The organism is Streptomyces sp. NPDC006487 (assembly GCF_042870555.1).
Taxonomy (GTDB): domain Bacteria; phylum Actinomycetota; class Actinomycetes; order Streptomycetales; family Streptomycetaceae; genus Streptomyces.
This window is the reverse complement of record NZ_JBIAHN010000003.1, coordinates 482,173-502,502: the sequence shown is the minus strand read 5'-3', so window position 1 is coordinate 502,502 and position 20,330 is coordinate 482,173. Positions and strand designations below refer to the sequence as shown.

17 protein-coding genes and 1 pseudogene are annotated in these 20,330 nt (G+C 70.2%); 13 read left to right on the top strand and 5 right to left on the bottom strand.

Features of this window, described 5'->3' with window-relative positions; all coding sequences use genetic code 11:
- Positions 1-37 precede the first annotated feature (37 nt).
- The 4 genes and pseudogenes from ACFYM0_RS07470 to ACFYM0_RS07455 form a co-directional block, all read right to left on the bottom strand.
- Positions 38-1,285, bottom strand: coding sequence for a cytochrome P450 (locus ACFYM0_RS07470; protein WP_388497659.1), 1,248 nt, complete (start codon positions 1,283-1,285; stop codon positions 38-40).
- Positions 1,286-1,335: 50 nt separating this feature from the next.
- A complete protein-coding gene (locus ACFYM0_RS07465; protein ID WP_388497656.1) occupies positions 1,336-1,683 on the bottom strand; it encodes a hypothetical protein in 348 nt (115 codons plus the stop codon).
- A gap of 69 nt (positions 1,684-1,752) precedes the next feature.
- Positions 1,753-1,869 (bottom strand): annotated as a pseudogene (locus ACFYM0_RS07460) (TetR family transcriptional regulator); the annotation flags it as partial.
- A 221-nt stretch (positions 1,870-2,090) separates the two neighbouring features.
- Positions 2,091-3,125, bottom strand: coding sequence for a LacI family DNA-binding transcriptional regulator (locus ACFYM0_RS07455; RefSeq protein WP_388497653.1), 1,035 nt, complete (start codon positions 3,123-3,125; stop codon positions 2,091-2,093).
- A 229-nt stretch (positions 3,126-3,354) separates the two neighbouring features.
- Between ACFYM0_RS07455 and ACFYM0_RS07450 the strand changes: the two genes are divergently transcribed.
- From ACFYM0_RS07450 to ACFYM0_RS07400, 11 genes are all read left to right on the top strand, one after another.
- A complete protein-coding gene (locus ACFYM0_RS07450; RefSeq protein ID WP_388497651.1) occupies positions 3,355-4,650 on the top strand; it encodes an ABC transporter substrate-binding protein in 1,296 nt (431 codons plus the stop codon).
- A gap of 124 nt (positions 4,651-4,774) precedes the next feature.
- Positions 4,775-5,743, top strand: a complete 969-nt coding sequence (locus ACFYM0_RS07445; RefSeq protein WP_388497649.1) for a carbohydrate ABC transporter permease — start codon at positions 4,775-4,777, stop codon at positions 5,741-5,743.
- Positions 5,740-6,615: a carbohydrate ABC transporter permease gene (locus tag ACFYM0_RS07440; protein ID WP_388497648.1), complete on the top strand. Its 876-nt coding sequence runs from the start codon at positions 5,740-5,742 to the stop codon at positions 6,613-6,615. Before ACFYM0_RS07445 ends, ACFYM0_RS07440 begins: the two co-directional genes overlap by 4 nt.
- Positions 6,612-8,465 (top strand): glycoside hydrolase family 35 protein, encoded by a 1,854-nt coding sequence (locus tag ACFYM0_RS07435; RefSeq protein WP_388497645.1) that lies wholly within the window; start codon positions 6,612-6,614, stop codon positions 8,463-8,465. The genes ACFYM0_RS07440 and ACFYM0_RS07435 overlap by 4 nt, the downstream gene beginning before the upstream one ends.
- 107 nt (positions 8,466-8,572) lie before the next feature.
- Positions 8,573-9,535 carry an SIS domain-containing protein gene (locus tag ACFYM0_RS07430; protein ID WP_388497643.1) on the top strand — a complete coding sequence of 321 codons (963 nt, stop codon included), beginning with the start codon at positions 8,573-8,575 and terminating at the stop codon, positions 9,533-9,535.
- A 22-nt stretch (positions 9,536-9,557) separates the two neighbouring features.
- The gene (locus tag ACFYM0_RS07425; protein WP_388497640.1) at positions 9,558-10,565 is read left to right on the top strand and encodes an ROK family protein; all 1,008 of its coding nucleotides are present in this window, start codon (positions 9,558-9,560) and stop codon (positions 10,563-10,565) included.
- Positions 10,562-11,494 carry a 1-phosphofructokinase family hexose kinase gene (locus tag ACFYM0_RS07420; protein WP_388497638.1) on the top strand — a complete coding sequence of 311 codons (933 nt, stop codon included), beginning with the start codon at positions 10,562-10,564 and terminating at the stop codon, positions 11,492-11,494. The genes ACFYM0_RS07425 and ACFYM0_RS07420 overlap by 4 nt, the downstream gene beginning before the upstream one ends.
- On the top strand, positions 11,475-12,419 hold the full coding sequence (locus ACFYM0_RS07415) for a ketose-bisphosphate aldolase (RefSeq protein WP_388497636.1): 945 nt from the start codon (positions 11,475-11,477) through the stop codon (positions 12,417-12,419). The genes ACFYM0_RS07420 and ACFYM0_RS07415 overlap by 20 nt, the downstream gene beginning before the upstream one ends.
- The gene (locus ACFYM0_RS07410) at positions 12,416-14,911 is read left to right on the top strand and encodes an RICIN domain-containing protein (RefSeq protein ID WP_388497633.1); all 2,496 of its coding nucleotides are present in this window, start codon (positions 12,416-12,418) and stop codon (positions 14,909-14,911) included. Before ACFYM0_RS07415 ends, ACFYM0_RS07410 begins: the two co-directional genes overlap by 4 nt.
- Positions 14,912-15,018: 107 nt before the next feature.
- Positions 15,019-15,489, top strand: a complete 471-nt coding sequence (locus tag ACFYM0_RS07405; RefSeq protein WP_388497631.1) for an NAD-dependent epimerase/dehydratase family protein — start codon at positions 15,019-15,021, stop codon at positions 15,487-15,489.
- On the top strand, positions 15,486-15,899 hold the full coding sequence (locus ACFYM0_RS07400) for a GDP-mannose 4,6-dehydratase (RefSeq protein WP_388497629.1): 414 nt from the start codon (positions 15,486-15,488) through the stop codon (positions 15,897-15,899). The genes ACFYM0_RS07405 and ACFYM0_RS07400 overlap by 4 nt, the downstream gene beginning before the upstream one ends.
- Positions 15,900-16,030: 131 nt before the next feature.
- Here the strand turns inward: ACFYM0_RS07400 and ACFYM0_RS07395 are convergent, their stop codons facing one another.
- Positions 16,031-17,233, bottom strand: a complete 1,203-nt coding sequence (locus ACFYM0_RS07395; protein WP_388497627.1) for a magnesium and cobalt transport protein CorA — start codon at positions 17,231-17,233, stop codon at positions 16,031-16,033.
- A 154-nt stretch (positions 17,234-17,387) separates the two neighbouring features.
- Here ACFYM0_RS07395 and ACFYM0_RS07390 point away from each other — a divergent pair, with 154 nt between their 5' ends.
- Together ACFYM0_RS07390 and ACFYM0_RS07385 are read left to right on the top strand one after the other, a co-directional pair.
- On the top strand, positions 17,388-18,551 hold the full coding sequence (locus ACFYM0_RS07390; RefSeq protein ID WP_388497624.1) for a winged helix DNA-binding domain-containing protein: 1,164 nt from the start codon (positions 17,388-17,390) through the stop codon (positions 18,549-18,551).
- 143 nt (positions 18,552-18,694) lie between these two features.
- Complete coding sequence (locus tag ACFYM0_RS07385; RefSeq protein ID WP_388497621.1) at positions 18,695-20,236, top strand: AMP-binding protein; 1,542 nt, start codon at positions 18,695-18,697, stop codon at positions 20,234-20,236.
- Positions 20,237-20,330: the final 94 nt, after the last annotated feature.

Sequence of the window (20,330 nt, the reverse complement as noted above, 5' to 3'; positions counted from 1 at the left end):
GGGGCTTTGTCTCGTTTCTCGAGTCTCGCGTGGGTGGTCAGGTGAGGGTGAGTTGCAAGGACGTAATCCGTCGGAAGGCTACGCGGGGTGCCCATCGTGCGGGCCCGCTCAGGCGCGGCCGTATCGAGCGACTGAGGAGCGAGGTGAGCAGCGTGACAGCTTCCAGCCGGGCCAGGGCATTGCCTGCGCAGTAGTGGATTCCTGCTCCGAAGGCCAGGTGGGACGCTCCGCGACCGAGGCTGAAACGATGGGGGTCGGGGTAGCGTGCGGGATCGTGATGGGCGGCCCCCACCATGAGCTGCACCATGTGGCCGGCTGGCACCAGGGTGTCTCCGAGCTGGGTGTCCGTCTGGGCCACACGGCTGATCATGTGGATAGGGGCGTCGTAGCGCAGTACTTCGTCGAGGGCGTCCGGGATGAGTTCGGGGTCACGGCGCAGTGACTCCAGATGCTCGGGGCATTCGAGGAGCAGGCGCACCGACGTGGACAGGACATGCGAGGTTGTCTCCAGCGCCGCGAGAATCATGAAGAGCGCGAGAGCGTGAACGGCTTCGTCTACGCGGTGCCGGTCAGGTTCGAACGCATCCCAGGTCCGAAGCCACTCCGAAACCGGGTCGTTCCCAGGTTCCTTACGGCGCGCACGGATCAACTCGGCGAAGTAGGTTCTCAGTTGCCTCGTGGCGCTATCGGAGAGGGCCAGCTGGCTCGGTGTGGGGAAGAGCTCCTGCGCGAAAACCTGGTCGTGCGTCAGGGCGCGCAGGAGTCCGTAGTCGGTGGCAGGTATCCCCATCCACTCGCCGATGGCGATGATGGGCAGTTCTTCGCTGACGAGTGTGTGGAAATCGGCCGGCCCATGGCGCAGTTGGTCCGTGAAGTCGGTGAGCAGCCGGTCGACGGCCCGCTCCACGGACGGACGAAGGATTTCGAGTGAGCTGTGTGGGAAGAGGCTTCCCAGGGACCGCCGTTCCCTCGTGTGCTGGGGCGGGTTGAGCATCGGCAGGGACGCGGCCATCTGCTGCGAGGCGGGTGAATTCCATCGAGCCGAGTTGTTTGTCCGCCAATCGGCGTCGGGAACGCTCCAGGCCTTGTCTCGAAGGATCTGGTCACAGAGAGCGTAGGACGTGACAATGTATCCACCCCAGGGCGCCGGGATAAGCTCTCCCATTTTTGCGAGCTGCCGATAGGCGGGCAGCGGATCCGACTGTCCCACCTCTGTTCGCAGCCGAGAAAAAATAGCCGTCAACGCCCGCCGGTCGACGCCGACAGTGGCCGTGGAAGTATTCAAAACAACTCTTCCTTGCAAGATCGAACAGTGATGGCCAGCGCTGCCTACCCTCACCGTTGAACTTCCACGCAAAAGGAGAGCTTTCCCACACCTATCTGCGTCACGTTGTGCATTTGAGAGTTCGAAGGATCGTCACTTTTATGGACAGACAGCATAAAACGTCCTGGGTTCACACGCACTTCATGGAAGGGGCGCAGGCCCTCAGGGCCGCTGGTCGAGAGAGGCTTCTCGCCTCGTCGTTGGGCTTCGTTCAGCTGGGCGGTGTTGAATTTGATCCATTCGGGCCAGGGAGTTCCGTAAACCTCGCGCGCCTCATGGGTCAGTGACAGGCGCAATGCGGCCATGATTTTCGGGTCCCGAGAGATCCTGTGGCCCAGGATCAACCCGGCGTCGACCACCTCTTGAAGCTTGATTCCCTGTGGGACGAGCCCGTCGACTTGAAGGGTCGATTCCGGGATCGCTACCGCCAGGTCATTCTTTGACCGGAAATGAAAATAGAAGGCGCCCTTGGTTACGGCGGCAACTCGGATGATCTCATTGACCGACGCTCCCTCACTTTGGTGCTCGGAGCAGTCTTCGGCGATTAGCGATGTGGGCCTCGCCGTGGGGATGCGTCGGCAGGCCGCGCTGGAGGCTGGGGGGCGTCCTCGGCCCGGTCCTGCGTGAGGTGGAAGTCCGCGGCCTCGGACCAGGTGAGGGCGCGCGTGAAGGAGGCGGCCCGGAGCGGTTGATCAGCGACGGGCACATGGGGCGGGGGATGTCGCCGCGAGAGACGGGGTGAGCGTCTCGGTGAGAGTCCTGGGGCTCAACTGCCGGGTGCGGCCGCCGTGCTGGAGCGTACGACGAGGCGCGGTTCGACCGACTGCGGCTCGGGCGGGGATCCCGGGGCCGCGATCTGGCGGAGGAGATGGGCCACGGCCAGGGCCCCCATGTGCCGGAACGGCTGGGCGATGGTGGTGAGGGAGGGTGAGCAGTACTCGGCGAGCTCGATGTCGTCGAACCCGACGACCGAGATGTCGTCCGGTACGCGCCGCCCGGCCTCGTGCAGGGCTCGGATCACCCCGAAGGCCATCTCGTCGCTTGCGACGAAGATGGCGGTGACGTCCGGGATGCGCGCGAGCACCAGGCCGTTGCGGTAACCGGAGGCGGGTGACCAGTCACCTTCGAGCGGTGGCGGGACGGGGCGGCCCGCGTCTTCGAGGGCGGATTGCCAGCCCTCGCGGCGGTTCGCCGCTTCCAGCCACTCCGCGGGGCCGGCGATGTGCCACACCGTCTCGTGTCCGAGGTCCAGCAGGTGCCGGGTGGCGATGCGGGCCGCCTCGGTCTGGTCGATGGCGAGGACCTCGGTGGCGTCGGTGCGCGAGCCGTCGATGGTGACGGTGGGCGTGGAGCGGGTGAGCTGCTCGATCCTGCTGCTGGTGTGGATGAGGGGCACCGAGAGGATGATCCCCTCGACGCCCTGGTCGGCGAGCCGGGACAGGGCGCTCTCGATGGCGAAGGTGTCCAGCGAGGTGGTGGTGGCGGTACTGACGGCGTAGCCCGCCTCACGGGCGGCGCTCTCGATCCCGGATGTAACGGCCGCCCTGGAGTAGAAGCTGGTCTGGAGGGTCACGACGCCGATGGTGCGGCTCCGGCCCGACGAGAGCATGCGGGCGGCGTTGTTGCGGCGGTAGCCGAGCTGCTCGACCGCGGACAACACCTTGGCTCGGGTCTTCTCCTGCACGTTGGGGTGCCCGGCGAGCGCGCGGGAGACGGTCTGCGCCGACACGCCGGCGACCCGGGCCACGTCCGCCATGCCCGGGGGCCGTGCTCCGTTGTCGGTCTCGCCGTGCTTCGTCATGGGATCCCCTCGTGCCGTCCAACCCGGCAATGGTATCGCCCACATGCCTGTTCACGTGCTGTTTCGTCGACTGGAGTGTGTATCGACGACGCCTATTGGCATCGATAACATTCTCTGCCATAGTTTCGGCCATCGCACACGTCGGACGGACGGCGCCGACGGTGCCCACCGGATACGCAGCCCCGTGCAGGGCGCCTCATTTCCCCTGCAGTGGCACTCAGGAGGAGCTGTGAAGCGCACATTCATCCGTTCTGCGGGGGTGGCGGGTGCCCTCGCCCTCACCTTCACGGTCACCGGCTGCTCCGGTTCGGGTGCCGATTCGGACTCGGCCTCCAAGATGGCATCGATAACATTCTGGGGGTGGGCCCCGGGGTACGAGGACGCTGTGAAGTCGTTCAACGACAGCCACCCGAACATCAAGGTCACCTACCAGACGGTGCAGCCCGGGGCGAAGGGCGGATATCAGAAGATGCTGAACGCCGTGAAGGCGGGCAATGCGCCCTGTCTGGCCCAGCTGGGATACGAGACCCTTCCCAGCTTCGCCGCCCAGGGGGCCCTGCAGGACGTGTCCAAGCGCGCGGGCTCTGCCGCGTCGGACTACCAGAAGGCCGCCTGGAACGCGGTGAGCCTCGGCGATGCCGTCTACGGAGCGCCGGTGGACACCGGCCCCATGGCCCTCTTCTACAACAAGAAGCTGTTCGACTCGCTCGGTCTGCAGCCGCCGGCCACCTGGGCCGAGTACCGGACGGCGGCGGAGAAGATCCACGCCTCCGACCCCAAGCGTTTCGTCTCCTCGCCCTACCTGGACTACGACTACGCCGGGCTCGCCTGGCAGGCGGGGGCGAATTGGTTCGCCGTCGACAAGGACGCCTGGAAGGTCAGCATGGCCTCCGCGGAGAACAAGAAGGTCGCGGAATACTGGCAGGGCCTCGCCGGCGACGGCCTGATCAGCAGCGCCCCCATGTACGACCAGGCGTGGTACACGGGGCTCGGCAGCGGGGAAATCGCCACGGTCGTGGGGGCGGTGTGGCAGGCGGGAGTCATCAAGGGCGGCGCCAAGGCGGGGGAGGGGCAGTGGGCCGTCGCTCCCATGCCGCAGTGGGAGAAGGGCGACAAGAAGGTCGGCAACGCCGGCGGATCGGCCACGGCCGTGCTCAAGGGCTGCAAGAACACCGCGGCCGCCTGGGAGTTCGCCCACTGGCTGGGAACCGACAAGGACGCCTTCGGCATGCTGGTCGAGAAGGCTTCGCTCTACCCCGCCGCGAACGGGCTGCTCGGGCTGCCGCAGCTGAACGAAGACCCCTACTTCGGCGGGCAGCGGATCTACGACGTCTTCGCCGCGGCCGCCCCGGACGTTGCCTCCGGGTGGACCTGGGGGCCGCTGATGACCTCCACGGTCGCGGACCTCGATGACGGCCTCGGCAAGGCGTGGACCGGAAAGGGCACCATCGCCGAGGCGCTGAGCCATGCGCAGGACTCCACTCTGACCGAGATGCGCAAGCAGGGCCTGACGGTCGCCCCGTAACCCCGCCGCCGGGGTGGGGCGGCAGGCACTCCTCCGCCCCGGCCCGGTACCGACAAGCGCACGCCGTCGCCCCTCGGTGGCCCCGCCGGGCCAGTGGGGCCGACCACAGTGAGGGACCCCGTACGTGACCCAAGCCTCCCCTTCGGTAAGCGCCGCCGAACGGCGCCCGATCGCCGCCGGTGCGTCCGGCCGTGCGTCCGGCGCCCCCGCACCCCGCTCGCGCCACCGGAGCCCGTTGCTCTTCTGCGCCCCGTTCGTGGTCCTGTTCACGGCCATGTACATCGCACCGATCCTGTACGCGGCGTACAGCAGCTTCTTCACCGTCCACCGGTCGGGCCTGGGCCTGACCGCCCCGACGGAGGTCTTCGCCCCGCTGGACAACTACGCGCGCGCCGTGCACGACAGCGCGTTCATGGCCTCGCTCGGCCGGGTGGCCCTGTTCGGTCTCGTGCAGGTCCCGCTCATGCTGGGGCTGGCCCTCGCACTGGCGCTGCTCATCGATTCCAAGTCGGCCCGGGGCCGCGGCTTCTTCCGCCTGACGAGCTTCGTCCCCTACGCGGTTCCCGGTGTGAGCGCCGCGCTCGTGTGGTCGTTCATGTACTCCTCCACGTCCAGCCCGCTCAACCGGCTGCTCGAACCGCTCTCGGTCACGATCCCGTTCTTCGACGAGGACGTCGTGCTGCTGTCGGTGGCCAACATCGTCACGTGGAGCTGGGCCGGTTACAACATGATCATCATCTACGCGGCCCTGCAGTCCATCCCCGCCGAGGTGCTCGAAGCCGCCCGCATGGACGGGGCCTCCGCACTGCGGATCGCCTGGAGCATCAAGATCCCCTCGGTGCGCGGCGCGCTGGTCCTCACCACGGTCTTCTCGATCATCGGATCGGCCCAGCTGTTCAACGAACCGGCCGTCCTCCAACCGGTCTCCGGCGGATCGATCACCTCCGCCTTCACCCCGCTGATGTCGGCGCAGAGCGCGGTCGCGGCGGGCAACTACCCCTACGCGGCGGCCCAGTCCGTCCTGCTCGCGGCCGCCGTGGGCCTCGTATCGCTCATCTTCTTCAAGCTCACCCGCCGAGGAGACCGTGCATGACCCCGGTGACCGCAGCACCCGCCCGGGTCAAGCCGCGCCGCGAGACGCGCCCGGCCGCCCGACTGACCGTACTCGCCCTGCTCGGGCTGTCCGCGTTCTACTTCCTCTTCCCGCTCTGGTGGCTCCTCGTCTCGGCGACCAAGCCCTTCGGAGAGCAGTTCAGCGGCAACGGCCTGTGGTTCGACGGCTTCGGGCTCCTCGACAACATCGCCCGCCTGAGCAGCCACGACGGCGGCATCTTCTGGCACTGGATGCTCAACAGCGTCCTGTACTGCGGCATCGGGGCCCTCGTCGGCACCCTGCTCTCCGCACTGGCCGGCTACGCCCTGGCCAAGTACGAGTTCCCGGGCCGCGGGGCGCTCTTCGCGCTGGTCATGGCAGCCGTCCTGCTGCCCAAGGTGCTGTTCACGCTGCCGCTGTACCTCATGTTCTCGGGCGTCCAGCTCATCGACAATCCGCTGGCGGTCCTGCTGCCGAGCGCGGTCAGCCCCTTCGGCGTCTACCTCGCGAGGGTGTTCGCCGAACAGGGCGTGCCCGACGAGGTACTCGAAGCGGGCCGCCTCGACGGCGCCGGTGAACTGCGCATCTTCCGCACGATCGGGGTGCGGATGATGCTCCCCGCCCTCGTCACCATCTTCCTGTTCCAGTTCGTCGAGATCTGGAACAACTACCTCCTGCCCGCCATGGTCCTCGGCGACGACCGGCTGCAGCCGGTCACGGTCGGCCTCGTCTGCTGGAACGCCAGCCACGTCGCGGTGCCCCCGCCGCTGGTCGTCATCGGATCGCTGGTGTCCATCGCCCCGCTTCTGATCGCCTTCCTCGCGCTCCAGCGGTTCTGGCGCGCGGGCATGACCGCCGGAGCCGTCAAATGATCCCCTCCGCCCTCACCACCACGCCCGCCGGCACCGTCGACCCCGCTCCCGGCTCCCGGACACCGGCCCCCCGGCCCGCCCTGACCTGGGACGGCGGCGGCTTCCTGCGCCACGGGCGGCCCCACCGGATCCTGGCCGGCTCCCTGCACTACTTCCGTGTTCACCCGGAGCAGTGGGAGGACCGTCTCCAGCGCGTCGCCGCGCTCGGCCTGAACACCGTGGACACCTACGTGCCGTGGAACTTCCACGAGCGCAGCCGCGGTGACATCCGCTTCGACGACGGGCGCGACCTGCCGCGCTTCCTGCGCCTCGCCCAGCAGACCGGACTGGACGTCATCGTCCGCCCCGGCCCGTACATCTGCGCCGAATGGGACAACGGCGGCCTGCCCGTCTGGCTCACCGGCCGCCCCGGCATGCGGCCGAGGAGCAGCCACCGCGAGTTCCTCGGCGAGGTCGAGCGCTGGTTCGGCGTACTGATCCCGCTCATCGCCGCCCGCCAGACGTCACGCGGCGGTCCGGTGGTCGCCGTGCAGGTGGAGAACGAGTACGGCAGTTACGGCGACGATCGCATCTACCTGCGCCGGTTGCGCGACGCGCTGGTCGCACACGGGATATCCGAGCTGCTGTTCACCGCGGACGGGCCCACACCGCTGATGCTCGACGGCGGCAGCCTGCCCGGCGTGCTCGCGGCCGCCACGTTCGGCTCGCGCCCCGACCAGGCCGCCGACCTGCTGCGCGAGCGCCGTACCGGGGAACCCTTCCTCTGCGCCGAGTTCTGGAACGGCTGGTTCGACCACTGGGGCGAGAAGCATCACGTACGGCCCGCTCCGAGCGCCGCCGAAGACGTCGACGGCATCCTCGCCCAAGGCGGTTCGCTCAGCCTGTACATGGCCCACGGCGGCACCAACTTCGGCCTGTGGGCCGGCGCCAACCACGACGGTACGACCCTCCAGCCCACCGTCACCAGCTACGACTCCGACGCCCCGATCGCCGAACACGGCGCGCTCACCGCCAAGTTCCACGCACTGCGCGGCAAACTCGCTCCATACAGCACGGGTCCCGTCCCCGTGCCGCCGCAGGACCCGCCCCTGCTGGCCCCCGCCACACTCCCCGTACGGCGCGGATCCGCGCTGCTCGACGCGCTGAGGTCGGTGTCGACACCGCTGCACGCCGCCAACCCGCCGAGCTTCGAGGAACTCGGACAAGCCTCCGGCCTCGTCCTCTACACGGCACGCCCGGTCGTCCCGGCCGGCAGCCACGAGGTGACGGTCACCGGCCTCCACGACCGGGCGCAGGTCTTCGTCGACGGCACCCTCGTCACCGTCCTGGACCAGTCGACGGCGTCTTTCCCCGTCACCGGCACGGGCGCCGCGGTCGAGCTCTGCCTGCTCGTCGAGAATCAGGGACGCATCAACTACGGCCCGCTGCTCGGGCAGGGCAAGGGCATCCTCGGTGGAGTGCACATCGGGCGGCGGCTCGTCCACGGCTGGTCCGTCCGCTCCCTGCCCCTCGACGAGTGGAGCGCGCAGGACCTCGCGCACGCGGCCACCGCCTCCGGACCGGCGGACGGCCGGGGGGTCGCCACCGCGCACCTGCACGTCGACGAACCGGCTGACACCTTCCTGAGCCTGCCAGGCTTCGGCAAGGGTTTCCTCTGGGTCAACGGCACGCTCCTCGGCCGCTATTGGGAAGTCGGCCCGCAGACGACCCTGTACCTGCCGGGCCCCCTGCTGCGCGCGGGGGACAACCTCCTGACGGTCCTGGAACTCGACCGCTTCGGCGAGCACGTCGAGCTGCTCGACGCACCCCGCCTCGGGCCGTGCGAGGAGTACATCGAGACGTTCGACTGACGCGACGCGACGCGACGCGACGCCCGTACCGCCCCGCACCCGCACCCGCACACCACTGCCGCCGGTCGATGGCCGACCGCGGCACGCCCCGGAGGAAGACGGCACCGATGTACACACCCCTGGAACCCGAGTACACCTCCCACACCGCACGTGAGATCGCCACCCAGCCGGACCTCTGGCGCAAGGCGGCGGCCTCGGCCCACCACTACGGCTCCGTCCTGCCGCGCCGCGGCGAGCGCGTGGCCGTCGTCGGCTGCGGAACGTCCTGGTTCATGGCCCTGGCCTACGCCGAGCTCCGCGAGGAGGCCGGCCAGGGCGAGACGGACGCCTTCGCCGCCTCCCTCTTCCCCGTGGGCCGCCACTACGACCGTGTCGTGGTGTTGAGCCGCTCGGGCACGACCACCGAACTCGTCGACCTCCTGGCCCGGTTGAAGGGCCGGACGCCGGTCACCACCGTCACCGCCGACGCGAACACCCCCGTGGCCGCCGTCGCCGACGCCGTCATCGAGCTCGCGTACGCCGACGAGGAGTCGGTCGTCCAAACCAGGTTCGCCACGACCGAACTCGCCCTCCTGCGGGCCCACCTGGAGAACGAGGGCCCCCTGCCCTCGGGAGTGCGCCCCATCGCACAGGCCGCGGCGGACGCCGAACGGGCCGTCACCGCCCCGCTGCCCGGGGGGATGCTCTCGGCGGAACAGATCACGTTCCTGGGTGACGGCTGGACCTACGGCCTCGCCCTGGAGGCGGGGCTGAAGATGCGCGAGGCGGCCGGCGCGTGGACGGAGGCGTACCCGGCGATGGAGTACCGCCACGGCCCCATCAGCATCGCCGGCCCCGGCCGCGGCACCTGGATCTTCGGACGGCCACCGCACGGTCTCGCCGACGACGTGGCCCGCACCGGCGGCCGGTGCATCGCCGAATCCGGCGACGCACCGGGCGACCTGGACCCGCTGGCCGACCTCGTACGGGCGCAGCGACTGGCCGTCCACGTCGCCGTCACCCGCGGGCTGGACCCGGACAGGCCCCGGGCGCTGAGCCGCTCCGTGCTGCTGGCCGACGACCGTGGGTGAGCGTGCCGGAGGCCGCACGTGCGTGATCGCCCTGGACGTGGGCGGTACGTCGATGAAGGGCGCGGTCGTGGACCGCGGCATGCGGCCCTTGACGACCGGACGCGCAACGACCCCGCGCGATCAGGGCCCCGACGCCGTGATCGACGCGATCGCCCGGCAACTGCGTCGTCTGGTGTCCGAGGCGAGGAGCATCGGCCGGGAACCCGTCGCCGCCGGGGTCGTGGTTCCGGGGATCGTCGACGAGCCCGGGCAGTGCGCGGTGCACTCGGTCAATCTCGGCTGGCGCGACGTCCCGCTGGCCGCGGTGCTCCAGGACGCGACGGGACTCACGGTCAGGATCGGTCACGACGTCAGGGCCGGCGGCCTGGCGGAGAGCAGGCTCGGCGCCGCTCGCGGTGTCGATGACGCGCTGTTCGTGGCCATCGGTACGGGAATCTCCTCCGTCCAGCTATTCGAAGGCCGCCCGCTCAGGGCCGGCGGGTACGCCGGGGAGCTCGGCCACCTGGCCGTCGCCCCGCCGGCCGAGCGGTGCGCGTGCGGCAGGAGCGGCTGTCTGGAGGCCGTGGCCTCGGCCCGGGCCATCGCCTCCGCCTACACCGCCCGGTCGGGGCGGGAGGTCGAGGGGGCCGAAGAGGTCGCCGCGCTGGCGGCCCAGGGCGATCCCGAGGCGCGCGGCGTGTGGGAGCGCGCGGTAGGAGCACTGGCGGAGGCGTTCGCCGCGTGCGCCACGGTCCTCGCTCCGGAACGGATCGTGGTGGGCGGGGGACTTTCCCGGGCCGGTGGCCTCCTGCTCGACCCGCTCCGGGTCGCACTCGACGGTCGTCTGAGCTGTCAACGGCGACCGGAGCTGGTGCAGGCGGCCCTCGGAGCGCAGGCCGGCTGTCTGGGAGCCGGCCTGCTCGGCTGGGAAGCCGCCGGCGCCGGCTCGGCAGTTGCTCCGGCAGCCGTGGGAACGGTCATCACGCGCTTCGCCGGGAGGGTCGTCGAGCCGGTCGGCGGGACGGTCAGCAGGAGGGGAGGGACATCGTGATCCTCACCGTCACGCTGAACGCCGCGCTGGACGTGACCTACTTCGTCGACGAGGTGACACCCCATACCACCCACCGCGTCCAGCGCACCGTGGAACGGGCAGGCGGCAAGGGGATCAACGTGGCCCGCGTCCTGACGACCCTGGGCCACCCGGTGCTCGTCACCGGGCTGGTGGGAGGGACGACCGGGCAGCTCCTCCGCGACGACCTGCGGGCATCCGGGGTGACGGACGCGCTGGTGTCCGTCCGGGGAGAGTCCCGGCGGACCGTCACCGTCGTCTGCGGGCGGAGCGGCGACGCCACCGTGTTCAACGAGTCCGGGCCACCCGTCGACCCGCCGTCATGGACCGCCTTCACCCGGCGGTTCGCCGAACTCGCCCGGCGGGCCCGGGTCGTGGTCCTCGCCGGTAGCCTCCCGCCGGGCCTGCCGTGCGACACGTACGCGGGACTGGTGGCGACGGCCCGTGCCGCCGGGGCCGTCACCGTACTCGACACCAGCGGTCCCGCCCTGCTCGCCGCCCTGGGCGCGCACCCCGACGTGATCAAGCCGAACGCGGCGGAAATCCTCGATGCCACCGGCCGGTCCGATCTCGCGCAGGCGGCGGCGGACCTTCAGGCGCACGGAGCCCGGACGGTCATCGCCTCAGCCGGCCCTGAAGGCCTGTACGCCCTCACCCCCGAAGGACACCACCGCGTGCGCCCGCCCGCCCTTCTCCGCGGCAACCCCACCGGTGCCGGCGACGCCTGCGTCGCCGCTCTGGCGGCCGGCCTCGCGGTCGGCCTGCCCTGGCCGTACGTACTGCGCGACGCCGTGGCGCTGTCTGCGGCCGCCGTCGCGGCGCCCCTCGCCGGTGACTTCCGCCGAGACCTGTACGACCGGTTCCGCACCACCGTGACCATGGAGACGCCCCGTGCCTCTGACGGCAACTGACGAGATCATCGCCCCCGCCTACGCCCGGAACCGGGGCGTCGGAGCCTTCAACGTCGTTCAGCTCGAACACGCCGAAGCCATCGTCGAGGGAGCGGAGCGGGCGAACCTGCCGGTGATCCTCCAGATCAGCGAGAACACCGTCCGCTACCACGGTTCCCTGGCCCCGATCGGCCGGGCCGCACTGGCCCTGGCCGAGCAGGCCGCGGTGCCGGTCGCCCTGCACCTGGACCACGCCGAGTCCGAGGACCTGGTGCACGAAGCCGTCCGCCTCGGCTTCACGTCCGTGATGTTCGACGCCTCCGCCCTGCCGTACGCGCTGAACGTCGCCGCGACCCGGGCGGTCACCGACTTCGGCCACCGGGCCGACGTGTTCGTCGAAGCGGAGCTCGGCGAGGTGGGCGGAAAGGACGGCGCCCACGCACCGGGCGTCCGTACCGACCCGCAGGAAGCGCGGGAGTTCGCGGAAGCGACCGCGGTGGACTGCCTGGCGGTGGCGGTCGGCAGCTCCCACGCGATGGCCACCCGCGATGCCGTCCTGGACTTCGACCTCATCGCGCGACTGCGCGCCGGCACCGGCGTACCGCTCGTCCTCCACGGCTCGTCCGGGGTCTCGGACGCGGACCTCACCAGGGCCGTGGCGGCCGGGATGACGAAGGTCAACGTCTCCACCCACCTCAACGGCATCTTCTCCGCGACCGTCCGGCGGGAGCTGGACCGCCGGCCGGGGGTCAGCGACTCCCGCAAGTACATCGCACCGGCCCGCGAGGAGGTCGCCGCGGAAGTCGCGCGCCTCCTGGGCGTTCTGGCCGGAGCCCCGCACCCGGGCCGCGCCGCGGCGGCCCCGTTCACGACCGCCGTCCAGACGGACGCCGGACCCATCACAGGAGCCGCCAACCCGGCTCCTTCGACCAGGGAGTACTCGTGACCACCATAAGAAGCAGACTGGCCGGGGCTCTGGCCGCCGCCGCGCTGCTCGCCACCGCAGGCGCCGCACTGGCGGTGCCCACCGCATCCGCCGCCCCGACCGCCGACCCGGCAGCCGCCACGTACACCGTCACGGTCGGCGCCAAGGGTTCCTGGACCTACGCGGACGACACCCCCGCCGGCCCGTACATCGACAAGGACGGCACCTTCTACTTCCAGCAGGCCCACGCCCTCTACGGCGCCTCGGACCCGCGCAAGTGGACCTTCTACACCGGCACGACCATGGACTCCGCCACCCGGACCGGTGCCCTGAGCGACGCCGTCAACCCGGCCAACTCCAACGACCGCAACAACGACACGACCTGGCGCTGCAACAACAGCCCGACCGGGCGCGAATCGACGGCGGCCCCGTCGGGGTCGAGCTACGCGCACCGCAACTACTGCGACCTCGCCGGCGTGTGGGTCGACCCGGACACCGGCGACTGGTACGGGCTGGTGCACAACGAGTTCACCCCTCAGCCCTTCGGCGACGGCGTGCACTACGACGGCATCGACTACGCCGTGTCCACGGACCAGGGCCGGACGTGGGCCGTCAAGGACCACGTCATCACCTCGCCCTACAGCACCAAGCGCGGCGACACCGCCGCATTCCCGCAGCAGACGTACCACTACGGCACCGGTGACCAGCGGCTCTTCGTGGACACCGGATCCGGCTACTTCTACGCCTTCTACGGTTCCCGCATCGTGAACAAGGGCGGCGGCTGGGCCGCGTTCTACGGGCACGTCGCCCGCGCCCCGATATCGGGGAAGATGGCGCCCGGCTCCTGGCAGAAGTGGTACGACGGCGCCTGGTCCCAGCCCGGAGTCGGCGGCCGCGAGAGCAACATGGTCCCCGTGGGCTCGGGCAGCACGACGGGTTACACCCCGCCGGCCAAGGAGTACGCCCCGGCCAGCAGCGGCTCCGTGAGCCAGCAGGTCGCCGCCGGTCTGACGCCCCCTACCTCCCCGCTGTTCGTCATGGACATCACCTACAACGCCCACCTCGGCCTGTACATCGGCGAGCCCCAGGCGGTCGACCAGAGCGGCAACGCCCCGCAGGAGATCTACGCCACCGCGGACCTCACGACCCAGAAGTGGTTCAAGCTCGGCGACACCGGCAGCCACAAGAACGCCTCCTGGTACCGCTGGTTCCTCGACAGCGGCAACAAGACCAGCTCGACGATCGTCGGCAAGGACTTCCGCTCCTACTGTTCCTTCGGCTGTTCCGGCGGGTCCAGCAGCGAGTACGTCAACTTGACGATCAACACGACCGCGCCGGCCGCCCCGGTCGACACCTCCAAGGCGTACCGCATCGCCAACGCGGGCGGCCGGGTGCTGGCCCAGGTCTCCGGCAGCGCCGCCACCACCTCGCTCCCCGCCGGCACTGGCTCCGGGCTGGAGTCGTGGCTCTTCACCTCGAACGGCGACGGCTCCCACCGCATCGCCAACTCCGCCACCGGCGGGCTCCTGGGAGTGGGCGCCACCGCCACGAGCACCCGCGCCTGGGGCACCAAGCCCACCGTCACGGCCGCCGGAACCGGCGGTCCCACCGTCGGCCAGCAGTGGTTCGTCATCCGCGGCACCTCACCCGGCGACGGTACGCCCACCGGCGCGTTCAAGATCGTCAATCGGTACAGCGGCCTCGTCATCGGCCTCTCCTCCGACTCCGCCCGCCCCTCCGAGACCACCCCCACCCGCAGCTGGACCAACGCCACCGGCAACGCGGTCGGAGGCACCCGTACGAACGGAGAGCAGACCCTGACCCTGACCCCGACCGGTCAGGCCCCCGAGACGGTGACGGTCACCAACCCGGGCCGCCAGAACAGCACCTCGGGGAAGGCCGCTTCCCTCCAGCTCGCGGCCACCGACTCCGCCGGCAAGCCGCTGACCTTCACGGCGACCGGGCTTCCCGCCGGACTGGGCATCAGCCCCGGCGGCCTGATCAGCGGCACCCCCACCACCCCCGGCAGCTCGACGGTGACGGTCACCGCCACCTCCGGCACGGCCAGCGGCACGGCCGGGTTCAGCTGGGGGGTGACGGCCTCCTTCAGCGGAGCCCACACCCTCACCGCCGGCGGCAAGGCGCTCGACAACCCCGGCCACAGCACCACCCCCGGCACCCAGCTCATCACCTGGACGGCCAACGGCGGCGCCAACCAGAACTGGACCTTCACCCAGCAGGCCGACGGCACCTACGCGCTCAGGAACAGCGAGTCCGGCCTGTGCGCCGATGTCGAAGGAGGTTCCACGAGCACCGGAGCGAAGATCGTCCAATGGACCTGCGGCAACGGCGCCAATCAGCGCTGGAACGTCATCCGGCAGGCGAACGGCACCCATACCGTCACTTCCGTGGCGAGCGGACTGCTCCTGACCACGGCCTCCACCGGGAACGGCGCACTCGCCACCCAGCAGCCCGACAACGGCAGCACGCTCCAGCAGTGGACCATCAGCTGACGCCCTCGCGGCGATGACCGGCCCGGGCCGCCCTCGTGCGGCCCGGGCCCTCGGGCTCCCACACGAGACAGCTCCAACGAATCCAACGAACGGAAGAGGAAAGCCCCTTGAAGGTACTGATCGCGGGCGGCGCCGGATTCATCGGCTCCACCATCGCTTCGGCGTGCATCGACACGGGCATCACGCCGGTCATCCTCGACAACCTCGCGACCGGACGACGCGAGTTCACCGACCGCCACACCTTCTACGAGGGCGACATCTGCGACGGCGCCCTCGTCGACCGGATCTTCGAGGAGCATCCCGGCATCGACACCGTCATCGACTGCGCCGCCCTCATCGTGGTCCCCGACTCCGTCGCCAACCCGCTCGGCTACTACCGGGAGAACGTCTCCAAGGGCATCGAGTTCCTCGAACACCTCGCCCGCAACAACTGCCGCAACCTCCTCTTCAGCAGCTCGGCCTCCCTCTACCGGGCCGACCCCGAGGACTTCTCCGTCGACGAGGGTTCTCCCCTCGAACCCCTCAGCCCCTACGCCCGCACCAAATCCCTCATCGAGACGGCGCCCTCGGCAAGATGATCGACGTCCACCACGCCGGGGAGGCCTTCCCGCTGACGGGCACCGACTACCCGACTCGCGACGGCTCCGGCATCCGTGATTACGTCCATGTCTGGGACCTCGCGATAGCCCACGTCAAGGCCGTCGAACGCTTCGCCGCCATCACCCGCGAGGAGCCGTACCGGGTCATCAACCTCGGCACCGGGCGCGGTACCACCGTCCGCGAACTGGTCGCCGCGTTCGAGAACGTCACCGGCACACCTCTCGCCACCATCGAGAGCGACCGCCGCCCGGGCGACTCGGCCGGCGCCTACGCATGTGCCGACCTCGCCCGCGAACTCCTCGACTGGCGGCCCGAGCGCCCCCTCGAAGAGGGCATCCGCGACTCCCTGCGCTGGTACCACGAGCGGGACACGAGGCTCGGGCCCTGACTCAGCGCCTCGACCGTGCAGTCAGGGCCTTGGCCTGATAGGGCCGTGGAGGCGGGGCCGGCGGGTGAGATCCATGATCTGAGTATCCGAGGACGACCTGCTTCGCCGCGGGATCCGTGCTGCTGTGTGGTCTACAGCCAGTCGCGCTTCTTGAAGATGACGTACAGGCTGACGCAGACCACTGCCATCAGGAGGATGGCGAAGGGGTAGCCGCCTGCCCACTTCAACTCCGGCATGTCCTCGAAGTTCATGCCGTAGATCGTGCCGACCAAGGTGGGGGCGAAGAGGATGGCGGCCCACGAGGAGATCTTCTTGATCTCCTCGTTCTGTTCGAAGCCGGCCTCGGCCAAGGCGCGCATTTCGGCGTTCTGTTGTTGGGAGACCAGGGTGGCGTTGACCGTGAGGATTTCGGTCAGGGCCTGGCGGAAGCCGTCCACGCGTTCGCTGGTGTGGGTGACGTGGTCGGCTACGTCGCGGAGGTAGCGCTGGAGTTCCTCGTCCGTGCCGTACTTCGCGAAGCCGGCCATCAGGCTGTGGAGCATGCCGACCAGGGGGCGGGTTGCGCGTTGGAACTCGACCATTTCCCGGGAGAGTTCATAGATGCGGCGGGAGACTTCCGGGTCGCCGCTGAAGACCTCGGTCTCGATCTCGTCCATGTCGATCTGGACGCCCTCGACGACCGGGGCGTAGCCGTCGACCACCGCGTCGAGGATGGCGTACAGGGCGGCTTCCGGGCCGAGGGAGAGGAGTTCGGGGGACTCCTCCATGCGGCGGCGGACCGCCGACAGGTCAGGAGCCGCGCCGTGGCGGACCGTGATCAGGAAGTCGGGGCCGACGAAGATGTGGAGTTCGCCGAAGTCGACCTCCTCCAGGGCGTCCAGGTAGCGCGCGGCCCGCAGGACGACGAAGAGGGTGTCTCCGTAGCGCTCCAGCTTGGGGCGTTGGTGGGCCTCCAGGGCGTCTTCGATGGAGAGCGGGTGGAGGTTGAACTCATCTGCCAGGGAGTGGAGTTCGGGCTCCGTGGGGCGGTGCAGGCCGATCCAGGCCATGCCGTCGGGCTGTTCGCGCAGCCGGCGGAAGGTCTCGGCGAGGGTGGTGGGGGATGCGACCCGGACGCCGTCGCGGTAGACCGCGGAGTCGATCACGCTGCGGTGGTCCGCGGGGGTGGGGGCCGGCGGGGGCGGCTTCGGGGCCCGTGGGGGTGTGGCCGGGGGAGCGGAGGGAGGGGCGGCCGGGGGAGCGGAGGGAGGGGCGGCCGGGCGCCGCCACCCCGCACGCTTCGCGGGCACGGAGGCGGACGGGGGCGAGGGGCGGCGGTCTGGTCGCTCCGACATCGCAGGTCAGCTCCCGGTCGAACGGGTGTTTACGGGCAAAGGGCAGGATATCCGGGTGGATGGATCCCGGGGTTCATGCGGGTCCGTGCGTGCGGGTGCGGCCGGTTCGGAGTTGCGGACAGAAGGTGTCCGCATGGGCCGCTACGTTGCTGTCATGGCCTCCAAGACGATGCGTCCCGTACTCGACACCCGTGCGCTGAACCGTGCCACGCTCGCCCGTCAGCTGCTCCTGACCCGCGCCGAGATGTCCGCACAGGACGCCACCCAGCACCTGCTGGGGCTCCAGGCGCAGAACGTTAAGCCGCCCTACTTCCAGCTCCACGCCCGCCTCGCCGGATTCCGGCCGGCCGAGCTCGCCGGGCTGATGGAGTCGCGTCAGGTGGTTCGGATGGTCACCATGAGGTCCACCATCCACACCCACACCGTCCACGACGCGCTCACCCTGCGCCCGCTCGTCCAGCCCGCCCGTGACCGGGAGATCAACTACTTCCGCAAGGGCCTGGTCGGAGTGGACCTGGACAAGCTGGCCGAGCGGGCGCGGGCGTTCGTGGAGGCCGAGCCGCGGACCATGGCGGAGATACGGGAGGAACTCCTCAAGGAGTGGCCCGCAGCCGACCCGCAGTCGCTGTCCGTCGCCGCGCGCTGCCGGCTGCCGCTCGTCCAGGTGACGCCGCGCGGGGTCTGGGGGAAGAGCGGCCAAGTCCGCCTCACCACCTTGAGTGAGTGGGTGGGAGGGGGAGAGGGAGAGGGAAGAGAGGAGGGGGCCGGGATTGATGACGTTGTCCTTCGGTATCTCGGGGCTTTTGGGCCCGCTTCCGTCAAAGACATGCAGACGTGGGCCGGGCTCACCCGGCTGCGCGAGGCCTTCGAGCGGCTCAGGCCCGGCCTGGAGGTGTTCCAGGATGAGAACGGCGTCGAGCTCTTCGATCTGCCCGACGGGCCGCGCCCCGACGCCGACCAGCCCGCGCCGCCCCGCTTCCTTCCCGAGTTCGACAACCTGCTCCTCTCCCATGCCGACCGTTCCCGGGTGATCGCGCCCGAGCTGAAGGGGAGCACGTGGTCCGGGAACCAGGCCCACTGCACGCTGCTCGTCGACGGCTTCCTCGCCGGGCTCTGGAAGCTGGGCGGTGGGCCGGACGGCGGGCAAGGCGGTGGGACGGGCGGCGGGACGCTCACCGTCGAGCTGTTCTCGGCCGTCTCCAAGGCCGGTAAGGCAGAGATCGTGGCCGAGGGAGAGGCCCTTCTCGCCGCCATGGGCGACAGCGCGGGTGAGGGTCCCGGGGGCGGCTCCGTACGGTTCGGGTCCATCCGCGGCTGAGCCCGATGGGTGGCAGCCCGATGGGTGGCCGAGCCGGGTGGCCAGGACCCGTCGCGCACTGGTGGGCCGTGCGCCGGACACGGCACGATGCCAGGCACGACAGAGATCAACCGCGATCCTCATTCGGGACCTAGGAGAGAGCAATGCGGATTCCCATGACCGTCACGGACTTCCTCGACCGGGCGGAGCTGGGGTTCTCGTCCAGTCCGGGCGTGGTGGACGAGCCGGATCAGCCCGGTCCACCGGTCCCCGATTCGACGTACGGGAGGCTCGGCGAGCGCGTACGGGCCTGGCAGGCGGGATTCGACGCGCTGGGGGTCGGCGAGGGCGAGCGCGTGGCAGTGGTCAGCCACAACTCCGCCCGGCTGCTGGAGCTGCTGTTCGCGCTGCCGATGAGCGGGCGCGTCTGCGTACCGGTCAACTTCCGGCTGAAGCCGGAGGAGGTCGACTACGTGGTCCGGCAGAGCGGGGCCTCGGTCCTGCTGGTCGACCCGGAGCTGGACGAGGCGCTGTCGGGCGTCAAGGCGCGCCACCGCTTCGTCCTCGGCCCGCAGACGGACGCCGAACTGATGCGCTTCGGCGTGGAGCCGCGACCCTGGTCGCACCCGGACGAGGACGCGACGGCGACGATCAACTACACCTCGGGGACCACGGCCCGGCCCAAGGGTGTCCAGCTCACCCACCGCAACATCTGGGTGAACGGGCTCACCTTCGGCCTGCACACCCGGGTCTGGGAGCGTGACGTCTACATGCACACGCTGCCGATGTTCCACTGCAACGGCTGGGGCATGCCCTTCGTGATGGCCGGGCTCGGCGTCAAGCAGGTCGTGCTGCGCAAGGTCGACGGCGCCGAGATCCTGCGCCGGGTCGAGGAACACGGCGTGACGCTGATGTGCGGTGCGCCCGCCGTGTGGAACACGGTGCTGGACGCGGCGGCGAGCTGGGAGGGCGAGATCCCGGGCCGCGACCGGGTACGCGTCGTCTGCGCGGGCGCTCCTCCGCCGAGCCGGACGATCCAGCGCATCGGCGAGGAACTGGGCTGGGAGTTCACGCAGATCTACGGCCTGACCGAGACTTCGCCGCTGCTCACCTTCAACCGGACCCGGCCGGCCGACGCGGAGCTGCCGGCCGGGGAACGGGCACGCAGGCTGTCGCGTGCGGGGCTTCCCGCGCTGGGCGTCAAGCTGCGGGTGTCCGAGGACGGCGAGGTACTGGCCCGGTCGAACGTCGTGCTGGAGGGGTACTGGGACAAGCCGGAGGAGACCGAGGCCGCATTGCGGGACGGCTGGTTCCATACGGGCGACGGCGGCACGGTCGACGAGGCCGACGGCCATCTGACGATCTCCGACCGGAAGAAGGACGTGATCATCACCGGCGGCGAGAACGTGTCCTCGATCGAGGTTGAGGACGCGATCTTCAGCCATCCGGCGGTCGCGGAGGTCGCCGTCATCGGCGTGCCGCACGAGAAATGGGGCGAGACGATCAAGGCCCTCGTGGTCCTCGCCGAGGGAGAGGCCGTGCAGGAGGCGGAGATCATCGCCCACTGCAAGGAACGACTGGCCGGGTACAAGGCCCCGACGACGGTCGAATTCCGTGCCACCATCCCGCGTACGGCCACCGGCAAGATCCAGAAGTTCAAGCTCCGCGAGCCGTACTGGTCGGGCCGGGAGCGGCAGGTGAACTGACCCCGGCCCCACCTGCACCTCCGTGGGCGACCGAGGGCCGGTACGGAGCTGCGCGCGCAGCCCCGTACCGGCCCTCAGGCTCGGCCCCCGGCCC